Genomic DNA, 14,426 nt, shown 5'->3' with positions numbered 1-14,426 from the left:
AGGTTCTCGTCCCCCGGCCCAGCGCGGTCGCGTGCTGCCACGTGCCACCGCCCTCCCGCCCCGTCGTCCCGTCCCGTCGCCGATCAACGAACGGTGGTACGTATGCCCTCGACCACGACAGCACCACGTCCGTACGTAAGAGCCGGACTCCACGTGGCGCTCATCCGCTTGCTGTGCGGAATGGCCCTGCTGTGGGCCTCCGCCGTACCCGCGGCCGGCGCGGGCTTCGGGTCTCCTGGCTCGGAGAGACACGACCGTACGGTCGTACGGACAGAGCAGGGTCTGGTACGCGGCGTGTCCCACGACTCGTACACCTCGTTCGACGGCATTCCCTATGCCGCACCGCCGACCGGACCGCTCCGCTGGCGTGCCCCTGTGCCCGCCGCCGCGTGGCAGGGTGTCCGGGAGGCCACGAGGCCGGCTCAACGCTGTGTGCAGATGCCGGCACCAGGTGCGGGCGCGGTCATCGGCTCGGAGGACTGTCTCTACCTCAACGTCGCGGTGCCGGCGGCGGACTCGGCCGCGGGGAAGCGGCCCGTACTGGTGTGGATGCACGGCGGTGCGTTCCTGGGCGGTTCGGGCAGTGACTACAGCGCTGAAGGGCTGGCGGTCCAGGGAGACGCCATCGTCGTCACGGTCAACTACCGGTTGGGGATCTTCGGCTACTTCGGCCACTCCGGGTTGGGCGCCGCCCCGCCGTTCGGCCTGGCGGACCAGCAGGCCGCTCTGCGGTGGGTGCGAGCGAACGCCGCCCGCTTCGGCGGTGATCCGAACCGTGTCACGCTGTTCGGTGAGTCCGCCGGCGCCCTCAGTGTCTGTGCCCACCTCACGTCGCCGACGGCCGCCGGACTCTTCCAGCGAGCCGTTCTCCAGAGCGGTTCCTGCCTCACGTCCTTTCCGCGCGGCGCGCTCGGTCCCGGGACACCGGCGTACGAGCCGTTCGCCTCACAGGCCGAGGTCCAGACGGCCGGTGCGGAAGCCGCCCGGCAATTGGGCTGCACCGAGGGCGGCGAGAACGAGGTTCTGACGTGCCTGCGCGGGCAGAGCACGGACCGGCTCGCCACCGCGCAGCTGATGCAGTCCTTCAACCGGCCTGCGTTCGGCAACGGGCTGCTGCCCGTGGCACCGGCCCGGGCGTTGGTGGCGGGGCGCTTCCACCGCGTGCCGGTCGTCCTGGGCAACAACCACGACGAGATGCGGATGTTCGTCGGCCTGTCGCTCGCCACGTCCCCGATTCGCACCGAGGGCGACTACCGAGCCCGGCTGGCGGAGGCCTTCGGGGCGGCGGCACCGGCCGTCGAGGCGCGGTATCCGGCGGCACGTCATCCCTCTCCCGCGCTGGCGTGGGCGGCGGTGCTGACCGATCGGTCCTTCGCGTGCACCACGCTGGCAGCCGGTCGGGCCATCAGCGCGCGCGCCCCCGGACTGCCCCTCTTCGGCTACGAGTTCAACGATCCCGACGCTCCTGTCCTCGCCGGCCTGCCGGCGAACCCGGGCTTCCCCTACGGTGCGGCGCACGGCTTCGAGATGCCGTTCCTGTTCACCTCGTTCCCCACCGGAGGACCACGGAACGACGGCCAGCGCGCCCTGTCGGACCAGATGATCGACTACTGGACGGACTTCGCGCGCACCGGCAACCCGAACACCCCCGGCGCCCCGTTCTGGCCCGCCCTCCGGGCTTCGTCACCTCACGCGCCGTCGGTGCAGTCGCTGGCTCAGGGACCGGGCGGGATCCACCCAGTAGACCCGTATCCCGCACACGAATGCTCACTCTGGGACGGCCTGTCCGAGTAAGCCGTCCGTGCGACTCAAAAGGGCGTTCCATTCCGACAGGCTGTCTGATAACTCGGGCGGCACGACAGTTTGCGGCAATGGTGTGTGTGACGTCGAGACGGGTCGCGGCCCACTCCCCGGTCACACCCACCCTCTGCCCCACGACGCACCCACGGTTCGGGGCAGTACCGGAGTCAGCGGGAACCGTGCCGGCACCGCTACCGACGATCGAAATATCGAACGGCAAATAGCGTGTGTCACCTGGGAATTGACGGTGTGTTACGTCCACTGCCAAGGGGTTCCCAAGATCGACCTCAAGGACATACATTCCCGTCGGCCTGTAAGACCATTCAAGTCAGGATTCCCGTTGACACACCAACCTGCTGGAAGACGGAACCGCCTGCTCGTGCTCGCGGCCGCCGTCCTGGTCACAGCGGCGACCCCGCTCGTGCCCGCATCGGCTCACACCTCCCCGGCTCTCGGCGCGGCCAACTCCGCGCAGTCCGACGTCGTTGCCCGAACTTCAACCGGCCGGCCTGCCGCCGCGGTCGTGACCCTTCTCACCGGAGACGAGGTCACCGTCACTCCCGCCGCGAACGGCGGCCCCGGCACCGTAGCCGTGGAGGGTCCCGATGGTCAGCCCACGGGCGCCCGGGTGATGACCGTGGGCGGCGACACCTACGTCTATCCGGACTCCGCCGCCCCCTACCTGGCGGCCGGCTCCCTGGACCGGCGGCTGTTCAACGTCACCCGGCTCATCGCCGACGGTTACGACGACGCCCGTCTCGATCACCTGCCCCTCATCGTGACCTACGGCGGCAAGGACGCGGGGGCGGCAACCCTGCGCCGCCGTGGTGACGCGATCCCGGGCGCCGTCACGCTCCCGCTCACCAGCCTCAACGGTGTCGCGCTGGCCGCGGACCGGGAGGACGGTGGCTCCCTGTGGGCCGCCCTCACCGGATCCGGCTCCACATCCGCATCCGCGAGCTCGGCCCGGGACGCCGGCGCGTCCTTCAAGGGCGGCATCTCCAAGGTGTGGCTCGACGGCAAGGCGGAGGCGGTGCTGAGCGACTCGGTCGCCCAGATCGGCGCGCCCGACGTCTGGTCCGGCGGCAACACCGGTGACGGCGTCGACGTGGCAGTCCTGGACACCGGTTACGACCCCGGCCACCCCGATCTGAAGGGTGCCGTGGAGGACAGCGACAGCTTCGTGCCCGGGGAGGACGTCACCGACCGCAACGGACACGGCACACACGTCGCCTCCACCATCGCGGGCAGCGGCGCCGCCTCCGACGGCAAGGAGAAGGGCGTAGCGCCCGGCGTGGACCTGCACGTGGGCAAGGTCCTCAACAACGCGGGATCGGGCTACGACTCCTGGATCGTCGCCGGCATGGAATGGGCCGCGCGGGACGTGCACGCCCGAGTCGTCAGCATGAGCCTCGGCAGCAACGAGAGCGCCGACGGTGAGACCCTCCTCGCCCGTTCGGTGAACGCGCTCAGCGAGGAGACCGGTGCGCTGTTCACGATCGCGGCCGGCAACAGCGGACCCGAGGCCCAGACCGTCAGGTCGCCGGGCACCGCGGACTCGGCACTGACCGTCGGCGCGGTGGACTCCGCCGACGCCGTCGCGGACTTCTCCAGCCGCGGCCCGCGCTACGGCGACGACGCCCTCAAGCCCGAGATAACCGCCCCCGGCGTCGGGATCCTCGCCGCCAGATCGCAGTACGCCCCTTCTGGCTCCGGCTCCTACCTCACGCTCAGCGGCACCTCGATGGCCACGCCGCACGTGGCCGGAGTGGCGGCCCTGGTGGCCGCAGCCCACCCGGACTGGAGCGGCGCCCGTGTCAAGGACGCGCTGATCAGCACGGTTCATCCGACGCCCGGCAACAGCATCGACGACGGCGGCAACGGCCGCGTCGACGCCGTCGCAGCGGTGGGAACCCTCACCGCGACCGGGACGGCGGACGCCGGGATCAACACGCCGGGCGAGGGCCAGGCCGTCGTCGAGTCCACGGTCACCTGGACCAACACGTCGGACCGGGCCGTCACCGTGGACCTGGCCGTGGACGCACCCGGTGTCCCGGCAGGCGTCTTCGCCCTGTCCCAGGACCGACAGGAGGTTCCCGCCCACGGCACCGCTGCCGTGACCGTCCGCACCGACCGCGCCAAGGCGGGCGAACTGCAGCGCTGGACCGGTCGGCTCACCGCGTCCGTGGACGGCAAGGTTCGCACCCGTACCCTGCTCGGCGTCAGCACCCGCCAGCGGCTCACCCACGTCAACGCGAAGATCACCGGGCGCTCCGGTGAAGCCACGTACGGCGCCCTCACCTTCTACCGCAAGGGCGACGACTACGCGGGCACCTACATCTACAGCGGGGGTGTCTCCGACCAGCTGCTGCCGGCCGGCCGGTACACCGTCTACGCCGACTTCCGCGTCGAAGGCACGCACGGCGAGGCCTCGGCCGGCTATGCCCGTATGGTCCTCCCGCAGGTGGACATCACCGACGACACCGACCTCGTCTTCGACGGTACGAAGCTGCGTGAGATATCCGCCAGGACGCCGAGGAAGACGGAGAACCTCTTCCGGCGCCTCGACCTCCACCGTCAGTTCGAAGACAACAGCTCGCTGACCGACAGCGTCCGGCTCGGCGACGGCTACGACAGCATCTGGACGGCACCCACCGCACCGGGTACCGACGGCACCCAGTACCTGACCGTCCGCTGGCGCGACCAGCAGCCGTTGCTGTCGGTGACCGCCGGATCCCAGGAGTTCGACGACCTGTGGGTCCTGCCCGGATCCGCAAGTCTCCCGGACGGCGACCACGGCTTCGCCCTGATCCACCCCGGCGCCGGCATGGCAGCGGACTACAAGGGCGTCGACGCCAGGGGCAAGGCCGCCGTCGTGCCCTGGGACTCCAGCGACGACGACACCGCGGACGACCAGATCAGAGCCGCGCAGACCGCCGGCGTGAAGCTGCTCCTGTTCGTGAACGACCTCGACGGACGTCTGCGCGAGCCCATCATCAAATCGAGCATCCAGGTCGTGGGCCTGTCCCGCACCCAGGGCGAGAAGCTGATGGCCCGTGTCGACGCGAGCCCCTCGGGCAGCGTGTCCCTGCGCGCCGTGTCCCATCCCGACACCGACTACCTGTACGACCTGGTCCGCACCTGGAAGGGGCGTATCCCCGCGGATCTCACCTACGCTCCGACGGAGCGGCAGCTCGCCCGCGTCGATGCGGACTTCCGCAACCCCAACGGGCGCGAGGTGTACGAGAACCGCTACGACATCCACCCGTGGACGGCGTACAACTTCGCCACCACCCGGCTGAGCACGGCGGGCACGCACCGCACCGACTACGTCACGACCGATGACGCGTTCAACTGGTCCGAGGAGGCACTGCTCTTCCCGGTGGCGTTCAGCGCCTCCGACCAGGTGCGCTACCCGGCCGGCCGCACCACCGACGTGCACTGGTTCGGGGCGGTCATCCGGCCGCGCCTCAACAGCACGATCCAGCGGCCCACCCGTACCGGCGACCTCATCGATGTCGTCATCCCGGGCTGGGGCGACTCCGGCAGTGATCACGCCAACTTCTCCTCCTTCGGGAGTGACGAGACCGTGGGAGGGAAGACCGAGCTGTACCGCGGCGCCTCCCTGCTCGGCACGAGCGAGAACGGGGTGTGGATCACCGTCCCGCCCGCCAAGGGCACCTACCGTCTGGTGTACACGGGCACCCGGAACGGAACTGCGGAGTTCCCCTATTCGACCAGTACCCGCACCGAGTGGTCGTTCGTCTCCTCCACACCCCGCAATGCCGATGAGGCCGAGCAACTCCCGCTGATCCAGGTGGACTACGCCCTTCCCACCGACCTGGACGGCAGGGCTGACCGGAACGCGGCACTGGTCGTGAAGCCCGTGCACCTGCAGGGTGGCCCGCGCGCGGCGCTGCACACGCGGAAGGTGGAGGTCTCCTACGACGACGGCGCCACCTGGACGACGGCACGCATCAGCGGCCGGGGCAACGGAAAGGTGAGTACGACGCTGGCCGCGCCCAAGTCCGCGCGGTACGTCACGTTGCGCGTGCACGCCGGGGACAGTCGCGGCAACACCGTCACGCAGACCGTGGTGAGAGCCGCGGGCATCGTCCGGTGAGCGACAGGGATGCTCTGATCCGCACATAGCGATCACCGCCCCGCGGTCAGGCCGACAGGCCAGGCCGCGGGGCGGACCGCCTTCCGGACACGTCACAACAAGCTGGAAGCGGGGGCACTGGTAGCCGAACCCGCACTCCCTCTCTGTGTAAGAGAGTTACTCCGCGTCGCCCGTCGCTCGTCCCGTTCGCAGGCCACACACTTCCGTCCCGGAAACACCTGTGAGGGTGATCGCCCGGCCCGCCGGTTCGCAGCCCTCCCTAAACTCGGTATGACGCAGCTTCAGAAACGAGACGCCCCGGCTGCGCCCGAGGGCATCTCCGCCTCGGGTCTTTGAGATGCTGGAGCGATGGAAACCGGAAAACTTGTCGATCTCGTTGATGAACTCCTCTCCACCACCCGGCCGTTGCCTGTCGTCCGTGCCGGGGACCCGGTCTTGCGGCAGCCGACCACGCCCTACGAGGGACAGCTCGGTGCCGAGCGGTTCGGTCGCCTCGTCGAGGCGATGAAGGAATCCATGCGTGCCGCGCCCGGAGTGGGTCTGGCGGCGCCGCAGGTCGGCATCCCGCTGCGGCTTGCCGTGGTCGAGGATCCGGTCGATTTGCCGCCTGAGCTGCGCGGGACACGCCCGGAGATGCCCGTGGAGGTACGCGAGATCCGTGGCCGAGTGCCGCTTCCCTTCCGGGTGCTGGTGAACCCGCTGTACGAACCCGTCGGCGAGCGCCGGGCCGCGTTCTTCGAAGGATGTCTGAGCATCCCCGGTTGGCAGGCCGTCGTCGCCCGGCATGAGCACGTGCGGCTGCGCGGGGAGGACGAGACCGGACGGAGCTTCGACGAGGAGTTCTCGGGCTGGCCCGCACGAATCGTTCAGCACGAGACCGACCACCTTGATGGCACGCTCTACCTTGACCGCGCCGAACTGCGTTCTCTGGCAACACACGAAGCGGTGGCCAGGCACTGGCAGCAACCTACTCCCGCCGACGCCGCTCTGGCTCTGGGATTCCCGCTGCCTGAGCTGAAGCCGGAGCGGTGAGGCCGGCCGGTCGGCGGGGGCGGCCGGCCCTCGGCGGGCGACTCGTCTGCTCATGGCGGTGATCGCGGCCGGTGACGCTGGAAGGTCGCTGGTTCGGCGGTGCGGGCCGCCCTGGAGGGTTCGGCGCCCCGCACACTCAGGTCGATGACCGTCCGCCCGCGCCGCGGAACGGAGCTGATCAGGCCCGGAACAGCAGCACCACCGCAGCGACGAGGATGCCGAGGGTCACCGCCGCAAAGCCGTACCGCGAACGGTGCTTCCGCAGACCGGGCAGGCGGGCGTCAAGTGCCCATCGCCCCGGCCCGCTTATCGCCAGGGCCGCCGCTCCCGCGGCGAGGGTGAGTTCGTACTCCACGCCGGTGGGGGCGAAGAAGCCACCACCCCACTTGACGGCCACGGCGTTCACCATGACTCCGACGATCGCCGCTCCGGCGAGCGGCGTCAGCAGCCCCAGGGCCAGGCCGAGCCCTCCGAGCACTTCGCTCAGCCCCGCGATCACGGCCATCGCCTTGCCGGAGGGATAACCCACGGAGGAGAAGAACTGCGCCGTTCCGTCCACCCCTCCTCCCGAGAACCAGCCGAAGAGTTTCTGAGTCCCGTGGCTCGCCATCGTCACGCCGAGGGCCAGGCGTATAAGCAGCAGCCCGGCGTCGTGGGCGGCGGGCAGCGGAACACCTCGCTCGTGGGTACCGGAAGAGCGGGGAGCGGAGTGATCGAGGGCGTCGAGGTCTGACACGGACACGGTGGGTCCTTCCTGGGGATGCTGAGCACGGCCTGCGAACCCGACGCCGCTGAGCACGGGTCGCGCATGAGGACGGGGGGGGAGCCAGGCCCGGTCGCATGGCCGTAACGGTCGAGGCGGCCCGGGCGCGGCCCCGGAACCGGGATGCACTCGGTTCCGGGGCCGCGCCCGGGAGTGATGGACGTTCGCGCGATGCCCGTCTTTCGGCGGGCGGGGGTGTCAGACCCGGACTGTCCTGAGGGCGCGGGCCCACGACTCCAGCTGGTCGAACAGCGTGGTCGCGGCGGCGTCGTGCTGCTCGGCCGGCTTGAAGACCGAGAAGTTCTCGAAGTCGGTGAACAGGGAGAAGGACAACTGCTGTCGCACGTGCGCGAGTTGCAGTTCGCTGGCCACGGTTCGCAGGTGCTCGATGGCCCGCGCGCCACCGAGGGAGCCGTAGGAGACGAAGGCGGCGGACTTGTTGTTCCACTCGCCGTACAGGTAGTCGATGGCGTTCTTGAGTACGCCGGAGGTGGAGTGGTTGTACTCGGGGGTCACGAAGACGTACCCGTCGAACTCCGCGATCCTGGCCGCCCAGGTCTTGGTGTGCTCACCCTGGTACTGGCCCATGGCCGGCGGGACGGCCTCGTCCAGGTGGGGCAGCGGGTAGTCGGCGAGGTCGACCAGCTGGTAGTCGACACCGGCGCGGGCGCCGGCCCGGTCCACCACCCAGTCCGCGACCGCCTTGCCGTTACGGCCGGGGCGGGTGCTGCCGAGGATGACGGCGATCTTGAGGTCGTTCATGGTTCTCCTCCTTGGTGGGCCGGCCACGTGACGCCGGGCCGGCGGATGCGTGGCGGGCCGTGACGCGGCGCTGAGCCACATGTCCCGACCCGCCGTTCGTCGTGGTGGTGATGTCGTGCGCCTGACGGCACCCCGTCACGGGATGCATCCGACTCGAAATCGGGATCGAGGATCCGGACCGGCGCCGCGTGAACGCGGGAGCACCCGCATTCCACGGGCCGCAGGATGCCCTTGCGCCTGCCCATGCCGAGCGGGGAACAGATCACGTGCATGGACGCGCACCGGTGACCTTCAGCCCCGGCATCGCCCTCACTTGAACCGTCAAGTGAGACACTAGACCGACTCACGTGAACGTTCAAGTGCGCCACTTGAACGTTCACGTCGGTAGACTCGGCGCATGCCCGAAGATCATCCGGATCCGAACGATCCGCCGCGCTGGCTGACGCCCGCAGAGCTGGCGACGTGGCTGCAATTCGGCCTCATGCTGCACAAGCTGCCGGCGGCTCTGGAGGCGCAGCTGCAACAGGACGCGGGGCTGCGTTACGTGGAGTACTACGTCCTCGCCGGCCTGTCCGACCAGCCGGACCGGCGCATGCGCATGAGCGACCTGGCCGTCCTCGTCAACTCCGAGCTGTCCCGCCTCTCCCACATGGCCGGCAGGCTGGAGCGACGGGGGCTCATCCGCCGGGAGCCCGACCCCACCAACGGCCGCTACACCCAGGCGATCCTGACCGAAGCGGGCCACGCCCATCTCGTCGAGGCCGCGCCGGGGCACGTCGCCCTGGTACGCGACCTCGTCTACGACGTTCTCGACCCCGCCGAACTGGACACCCTGGGCGTCATCGCCGAGAAGATCAGCGAGCGAATCAACGAGAGAGTCGACCGGCGGGAGCGGCAGGAATGCTCAGGCCCGGAGGCGGCCCCGCAACACCCTCGCGGACAGTGACGGGCCGCACGGACGGGAGAGCGACGGAGACGGCCCACGGGATCGAACCGGCGACTGATGCACTTCCTGGCCGGGTGCCGCTCCCGCCCGGCCTGCCCTCCACCCGGCGTGATGGCCATCAGGCGTGATGGCCATCAGGCGGGAAGAATCGTAGACGTCCGGTCGTCTACTATGAGGAGGGTCGCCCGGCCGGGCGACTGTGTACGGGCGTCACCGCAATGCGGGATTCACGGGGCGCCCCCAGCACCGCGCGGCGCGTGTCTCGGGCCCGCGGTATCGCAAGCAGGGAGATACCAGTCATGCGCGTCGAAATCTGGACGGACATCGCCTGCCCGTGGTGCTACTCGGGCCGCGCCGCCTTCGCCAAGGGACTCGCCGCCTTCGAGCACCGTGACGAGGTTGAGGTCGTGCAGCGGTCGTTCGAACTCAACCCCGACGCGAAGAACGGCAACTCGTCATACGTCGACGTGGTCGCCAAGCAGTACGGGCGCACCAACGCTCAGCAGGTGGCCCGCGAGGAGCAGGCCGCCGATCTGGCGAGGGGGCTGGGCCTCGACTTCATCGTCGGCGGTCGCCGATTCGGCAACACCTTCGACCTCCACCGCCTGATCCACTTCGCGAAGACCCGCGGCCTGCAGGACGAGCTGGCGGACCTCGTGTTCCGGGCGAACTTCGGCGAGGAGCGCTCCGTCTACGACCGGCAGACCCAGATCGACGTGGCCGTCGCGGCGGGACTGGACGAGGCCGAGGTCGTGGCGGTCCTCGACGACCCGAAGGCCTTTGCCGACGAGGTCCGGAGCGATGAGCGGGAGGCCGTGGAGGTCGGCGCCCAGGGCGTACCGTTCGTCGTGCTCGACCGGCGCTACAGTGTCGGCGGCGTCCAGTCGGCCGATGCCTACACGAAGGCGCTGAAGCAGGCCTGGGCCAACCGGTCCGCCGCGTAGCGACATCCCCGGGCACGTCGTCGTCGACGAGCCACAGGAACTGACCGCCGTGCGGCGGCGGACGAGCGTCCGCCGCCGCACGGCAAAGCGCGTTGACGCGGGCGCGCGCAGAGCACCGCACCCAGGAGCGGCCGTCCGGCAACGACCCGCGTCACCAGCAGGAAGAGCGAGCTGACAGCCCGGCCCTATGGGCACCACCCCGAGTCCCTGCCCCCGCCGGGGCGGGGCGAAGCGGACACCCAGGGCCCGGGGCGAACGCGTCGGGCTCGAAGACGAGTTCGCGCACGCCGCCTGCCGCCCCCTTGATGTGCCCTGTCGGATACGGCGCATACGGCGGATACAGATCAACTCCTCAGGGCCCGACGCTTCGGGCCCGGTGCCGTCCGAGGCGCCTGGGCATTCCTCGCACACAGCGGCCGCGTCAGCCGTGCATCGGACTGCGGCCCGTTTCCGGGCGTCGGCCGGACGACGTGCCAGCGGCGGGCGTCAGCGATTCGCATCGTTCACCCCGATCGCCGCGGAGAGCAGGTGGTCCACCTGACCCGCGAGATCGCATGAGTGCTGAGCCGCCCAGGAGAGGCCGAGAGCGACCGATATGGCCGCGTGGATCGTCAGGCCCGGGCGGATGCGGCCCGCCTCGCGCGCACGCTCAAGGAGTCGGCCGCCGGCCGACTTCGTCTGTTCGCAGGCATCGTGCAGCCCCGACTGCTCGTCGGCCAGGGCTTCCATGATCGACTCCGGCAGCCCCCGATACGTGGCCGAACCCGCCGCCAGCTCTCTCAGCCACGCCAGGAGAGCCGCCTCGGGATCCGGCGCCGCGAGCAGGCTGTCGGCGCGCTTGCGCAGCGCGTCGAAGTTGGCGTCGAGCAGCGCTTCGAGAAGCCTTTCGCGATCCGCGAAGTGGCGGTACAGCGTGCCGATGCCCACACCCGCGCGGCGTGCGATGTCCCGCAGGGACGCGTCGGTGCCTCGTTCGGCGATGACCTCACCTGCGGCGGCCAGGAGCAGAGCGCGGTTCCTGAGCGCGTCGGCGCGCATGAGCGACGGCAAAAGACACCTCACATGAAGCGGAGCGGCACTCCATTGACTAGCGGAGCACCGCTCCGTTAGGGTTTTATCCGGAGCGGCGCTCCGGACGTATTCATCCTACGGATCGGTGTTCCGCTGCGCGACCCGTCCAAGGAGTGAATTCGACGTCGCGGAAGCGAGCGTGCCGGTCACGAGACCCCTCGGCCACGTGCAGGACATCGCCGACACGGCGTAACACGGCATCGGCGGCCACCCGGGGAAACGCGCCCGCACGATGCGCCCTGCGCCGCCGCACAGGCCCCGGTGCGCCGTTCGTCCCCTGGACGGCACACGGCGTGCGTCGGCCGGCCACAGCACCGAGACACATAGCGAACAGTGAGAACTACATTGCATTCCTTTGCTCTGCACGCGGGCATGATGTTCGACGGATTCACGATGTCGGGACCCACGACCGTGCATGTCCGAGGTGACCGCATCGTGCGGGTCGACCGTTCCGGAGAGGTACCGGCCGACGGCAGTGAGGTCATCGACCTCGGCCAGGAGGCATGTCTGCTGCCTGGTCTGATCGACAGTCACATCCACCTGGCGTTCGACGCCGGAGCAGACCCCGTGACCTCGGTGACCGAGATCGGCGACGAGGACCTGCTGAAGCAGATGCGGACGACGGCGTGGACCGCGCTGCAGGCCGGGGTGACCACCGTCCGCGACCTCGGCGACCGGAACTACCTCTCCCTGGATCTGGTCCAGGAGTACGCCGTCCAACCGGAGTCGGGCCCGGAGATCCTGGCCGCGGGTCCGCCGCTGACCACGCACGGCGGACACTGCCACTTCCTCGGCGGCGAGACCGAGGGCGCCGATGCCCTTCGGGCGGCCGTACGCGAACGGCACGCCCGCGGCTGCGCCGTCATCAAGATCATGGCCAGCGGCGGCACCATGACCCCCGACTCCGTACCGCCGCACGCTTCGCAGTACACCCTGGAGGACCTGCGGGCGGTGGTCGACGAGGCACACCGCCTCGGCCTGCCGGTGGCCGCCCACGCCCATGGCGGGCAAGCGATCAAGGACGCTCTCGAAGCCGGCGTCGACAGTCTGGAGCACGTCACCTTCCTGAGCGCGGACGGTGTGGACCCGGTCGAGGAGATCGTCGACGCCGTGGCGGCGAGCGACACGTTCGTCAGTCTGTCGCTCGGCGTGGACCCCCGTGTGGCCGTCACCCCGCCCAAGGCCATGGCCGCGGTCGTGGGCAAGATGAGTGTCACGAACCGGAAGCTCTACCGTCGTGGGGCCAGGGTCGTCATCGGTTCGGACGCGGGCATCGCGCCGTTCAAGCCGCACGACGTCCTCCCGCACGGCGTCGCCGCTCTGACCCGCCTGGACGTCACGCCCCTCGAAGCGCTGAAGTCCGTGACGAGTCTGGCCGCGCGGTTGTGCCGCGTGGAGGGCCGGAAGGGCAGCATCGCGGCCGGGGCCGATGCGGACCTGCTCGTGGTGCGCGGAAATCCGGCCGAGGACACCGCGGCTCTGCTCGACGTCGAGGCGGTCTTCAGGGCGGGTGTGCGAGTGCGCGACGCCCGGGGAGACACCCGCTGAACCCCGGATGCCGCTCGTCCGTCGAGGCCGTGGCACCCCACCGCCTCGACGCCCAACCGCCATGGCCCCCCGGAGCCGGGGTGGTCGGAGCGGCACCCGGCCGGGCGACAAGCAGAACCACCAGGCTGTGACGTGCGCGCGGAGACGCGAGGGAGATGACGCCACCGGCGGCCGGCACGGCCGCCGGTGTGCGAGGCGGCTCCGCCGGATCCCCGCGGCCCCTGCGCGAGTGTCCTGGACACCGTCCGCGATTCAGCCCGCGTATCACCGATCGACTTCAGAGGAGTACCCCAGTGACGCTTCCCGCAGCACGGGTTCTGTCCCGTCCGTTCACCCTGGGGGGAGTGACCGTCCCGAACCGGATCGTCATGTCCCCTATGACCCGCTCGTTCTCGCCCGGCGGGGTCCCGGGCGCCGACGTAGCCGCCTACTACGCCCGCCGCGCAGCGGCTGGAGTGGGACTGATCATCACGGAGGGGACATACATCGACCACCCGTCGGCCGGTGACGACGACGCTGTTCCCCACCTCTTCGGAGAGGAGCAACTCGCGGGCTGGACCGGGGTGGTCGATGCCGTGCACGCCGCGGGCGGGCGCATCGTCCCGCAGCTCTGGCACATCGGCATGGTGCGGGAACCGGGTCAGTCCCCCTTTCCCGACTCGCCTCCGATCGGACCGTCCGGCCTCACCCTCACCGGCGTGGAGCGCGGCGGTCGTGCCATGACGAGCACGGACATCGACGACGTCATCGGCGCCTACGCCCAGGCCGCCCGGGACGCCGAGCGGATCGGTTTCGACGGGATCGAGATCCACGGCGCGCACGGATACCTCATCGATCAGTTCCTCTGGTCCCTCACCAACCGGCGCACGGACAAGTACGGAGGCGACGCCGTCCAGCGGACGCGGTTCGCCGCCGAAGTCGTGCAGGCGATACGCGAGGGAGTCGCCGAGGACTTCCCGGTCATCTTCCGCTTCTCCCAGTGGAAGGCCAGTGACTTCGATGCCCGCCTCGCCGACACCCCCGACCAGTTGCAGGCGGTGCTCGCTCCCTTGGTGGATGCCGGAGTCACGGCTTTCCACGCCTCCACACGACGGTACTGGGAACCGGCGTTCGAGGGTTCTCACCTGAACCTCGCGGCCTGGGCGAAGAAGCTCACCGGGCGGTCGGCCATCACGGTCGGTTCGGTCGGCCTCAACGCCGACTTCCTGCAGGGCGGCGCGGGGACCGACACGCTGGACGCGCTGGTCGAAGGGCTGGAGCGGGACGAGTTCGACCTCGTGGCAGTCGGCCGGGCACTCCTGGTCGACCACGAGTGGGCGCGCAAGGTCCTGGACAGCCGGGTCGACGGCTTCCTTCCCTTCACACCCGAGGCGGAGAAGACACTCTTCTGATCCCGGCGACGGGAAGAGCGCGAGCGCACCGTCGGTCGGGGAACTC

Annotated in this window: 10 protein-coding genes; 7 read left to right on the top strand and 3 right to left on the bottom strand. The window is 70.0% G+C overall.

Annotated features, from left to right (window positions below; all coding sequences use genetic code 11):
- Positions 1–102: 102 nt before the first annotated feature.
- The 3 genes from ACFYY2_RS09440 to ACFYY2_RS09430 all read left to right on the top strand — a co-directional run bounded on the left by ACFYY2_RS09440 (position 103) and on the right by ACFYY2_RS09430 (position 6,955).
- A complete protein-coding gene (locus ACFYY2_RS09440) occupies positions 103–1,794 on the top strand; it encodes a carboxylesterase/lipase family protein (RefSeq protein ID WP_388739334.1) in 1,692 nt (563 codons plus the stop codon).
- Positions 1,795–2,140: 346 nt separating this feature from the next.
- The gene (locus ACFYY2_RS09435) at positions 2,141–5,923 is read left to right on the top strand and encodes a S8 family serine peptidase (RefSeq protein ID WP_388739332.1); all 3,783 of its coding nucleotides are present in this window, start codon (positions 2,141–2,143) and stop codon (positions 5,921–5,923) included.
- Between the two features lie 348 nt (positions 5,924–6,271).
- Positions 6,272–6,955, top strand: a complete 684-nt coding sequence (locus ACFYY2_RS09430) for a peptide deformylase (protein WP_388739329.1) — start codon at positions 6,272–6,274, stop codon at positions 6,953–6,955.
- A gap of 178 nt (positions 6,956–7,133) precedes the next feature.
- Here the strand turns inward: ACFYY2_RS09430 and ACFYY2_RS09425 are convergent, their stop codons facing one another.
- Positions 7,134–7,697, bottom strand: a complete 564-nt coding sequence (locus ACFYY2_RS09425; protein WP_388739326.1) for a DoxX family protein — start codon at positions 7,695–7,697, stop codon at positions 7,134–7,136.
- 219 nt (positions 7,698–7,916) lie between these two features.
- A complete protein-coding gene (locus tag ACFYY2_RS09420) occupies positions 7,917–8,480 on the bottom strand; it encodes an NADPH-dependent FMN reductase (RefSeq protein ID WP_388739324.1) in 564 nt (187 codons plus the stop codon).
- A 397-nt stretch (positions 8,481–8,877) separates the two neighbouring features.
- Between ACFYY2_RS09420 and ACFYY2_RS09415 the strand changes: the two genes are divergently transcribed.
- On the top strand, positions 8,878–9,426 hold the full coding sequence (locus ACFYY2_RS09415; protein WP_388739322.1) for a MarR family winged helix-turn-helix transcriptional regulator: 549 nt from the start codon (positions 8,878–8,880) through the stop codon (positions 9,424–9,426).
- Positions 9,427–9,725: 299 nt separating this feature from the next.
- The gene (locus ACFYY2_RS09410) at positions 9,726–10,370 is read left to right on the top strand and encodes a DsbA family oxidoreductase (RefSeq protein ID WP_388739319.1); all 645 of its coding nucleotides are present in this window, start codon (positions 9,726–9,728) and stop codon (positions 10,368–10,370) included.
- Positions 10,371–10,856: 486 nt separating this feature from the next.
- Here the strand turns inward: ACFYY2_RS09410 and ACFYY2_RS09405 are convergent, their stop codons facing one another.
- Positions 10,857–11,408: a TetR/AcrR family transcriptional regulator gene (locus ACFYY2_RS09405; protein WP_388739317.1), complete on the bottom strand. Its 552-nt coding sequence runs from the start codon at positions 11,406–11,408 to the stop codon at positions 10,857–10,859.
- Positions 11,409–11,834: 426 nt separating this feature from the next.
- Between ACFYY2_RS09405 and ACFYY2_RS09400 the strand changes: the two genes are divergently transcribed.
- Together ACFYY2_RS09400 and ACFYY2_RS09395 are read left to right on the top strand one after the other, a co-directional pair.
- The gene (locus ACFYY2_RS09400) at positions 11,835–12,989 is read left to right on the top strand and encodes an amidohydrolase family protein (protein ID WP_388739314.1); all 1,155 of its coding nucleotides are present in this window, start codon (positions 11,835–11,837) and stop codon (positions 12,987–12,989) included.
- Between the two features lie 263 nt (positions 12,990–13,252).
- The gene (locus ACFYY2_RS09395) at positions 13,253–14,380 is read left to right on the top strand and encodes an NADH:flavin oxidoreductase (RefSeq protein ID WP_388740035.1); all 1,128 of its coding nucleotides are present in this window, start codon (positions 13,253–13,255) and stop codon (positions 14,378–14,380) included.
- The last annotated feature ends 46 nt before the right edge of the window (positions 14,381–14,426 follow it).

It is taken from the genome of Streptomyces sp. NPDC001822, from assembly GCF_042892135.1.
Classification (GTDB): domain Bacteria; phylum Actinomycetota; class Actinomycetes; order Streptomycetales; family Streptomycetaceae; genus Streptomyces.
The sequence above is the reverse complement of the archived record's forward strand: the minus strand, read 5'-3'. Positions and strand labels throughout refer to the sequence as shown.

Bases quoted from the DNA above. Each gene is read 5' to 3' on its own strand.
- ACFYY2_RS09430 (WP_388739329.1), top strand. From the start codon at position 6,272: ATGGAAACCGGAAAACTTGTCGATCTCGTTGATGAACTCCTCTCCACC.
- ACFYY2_RS09400 (WP_388739314.1), top strand. From the start codon at position 11,835: ATGTCGGGACCCACGACCGTGCATGTCCGAGGTGACCGCATCGTGCGG.
- ACFYY2_RS09420 (WP_388739324.1), bottom strand. From the start codon at position 8,480: ATGAACGACCTCAAGATCGCCGTCATCCTCGGCAGCACCCGCCCCGGC.
- ACFYY2_RS09410 (WP_388739319.1), top strand. From the start codon at position 9,726: ATGCGCGTCGAAATCTGGACGGACATCGCCTGCCCGTGGTGCTACTCG.
- ACFYY2_RS09440 (WP_388739334.1), top strand. From the start codon at position 103: ATGCCCTCGACCACGACAGCACCACGTCCGTACGTAAGAGCCGGACTC.
- ACFYY2_RS09415 (WP_388739322.1), top strand. From the start codon at position 8,878: ATGCCCGAAGATCATCCGGATCCGAACGATCCGCCGCGCTGGCTGACG.
- ACFYY2_RS09405 (WP_388739317.1), bottom strand. From the start codon at position 11,408: ATGCGCGCCGACGCGCTCAGGAACCGCGCTCTGCTCCTGGCCGCCGCA.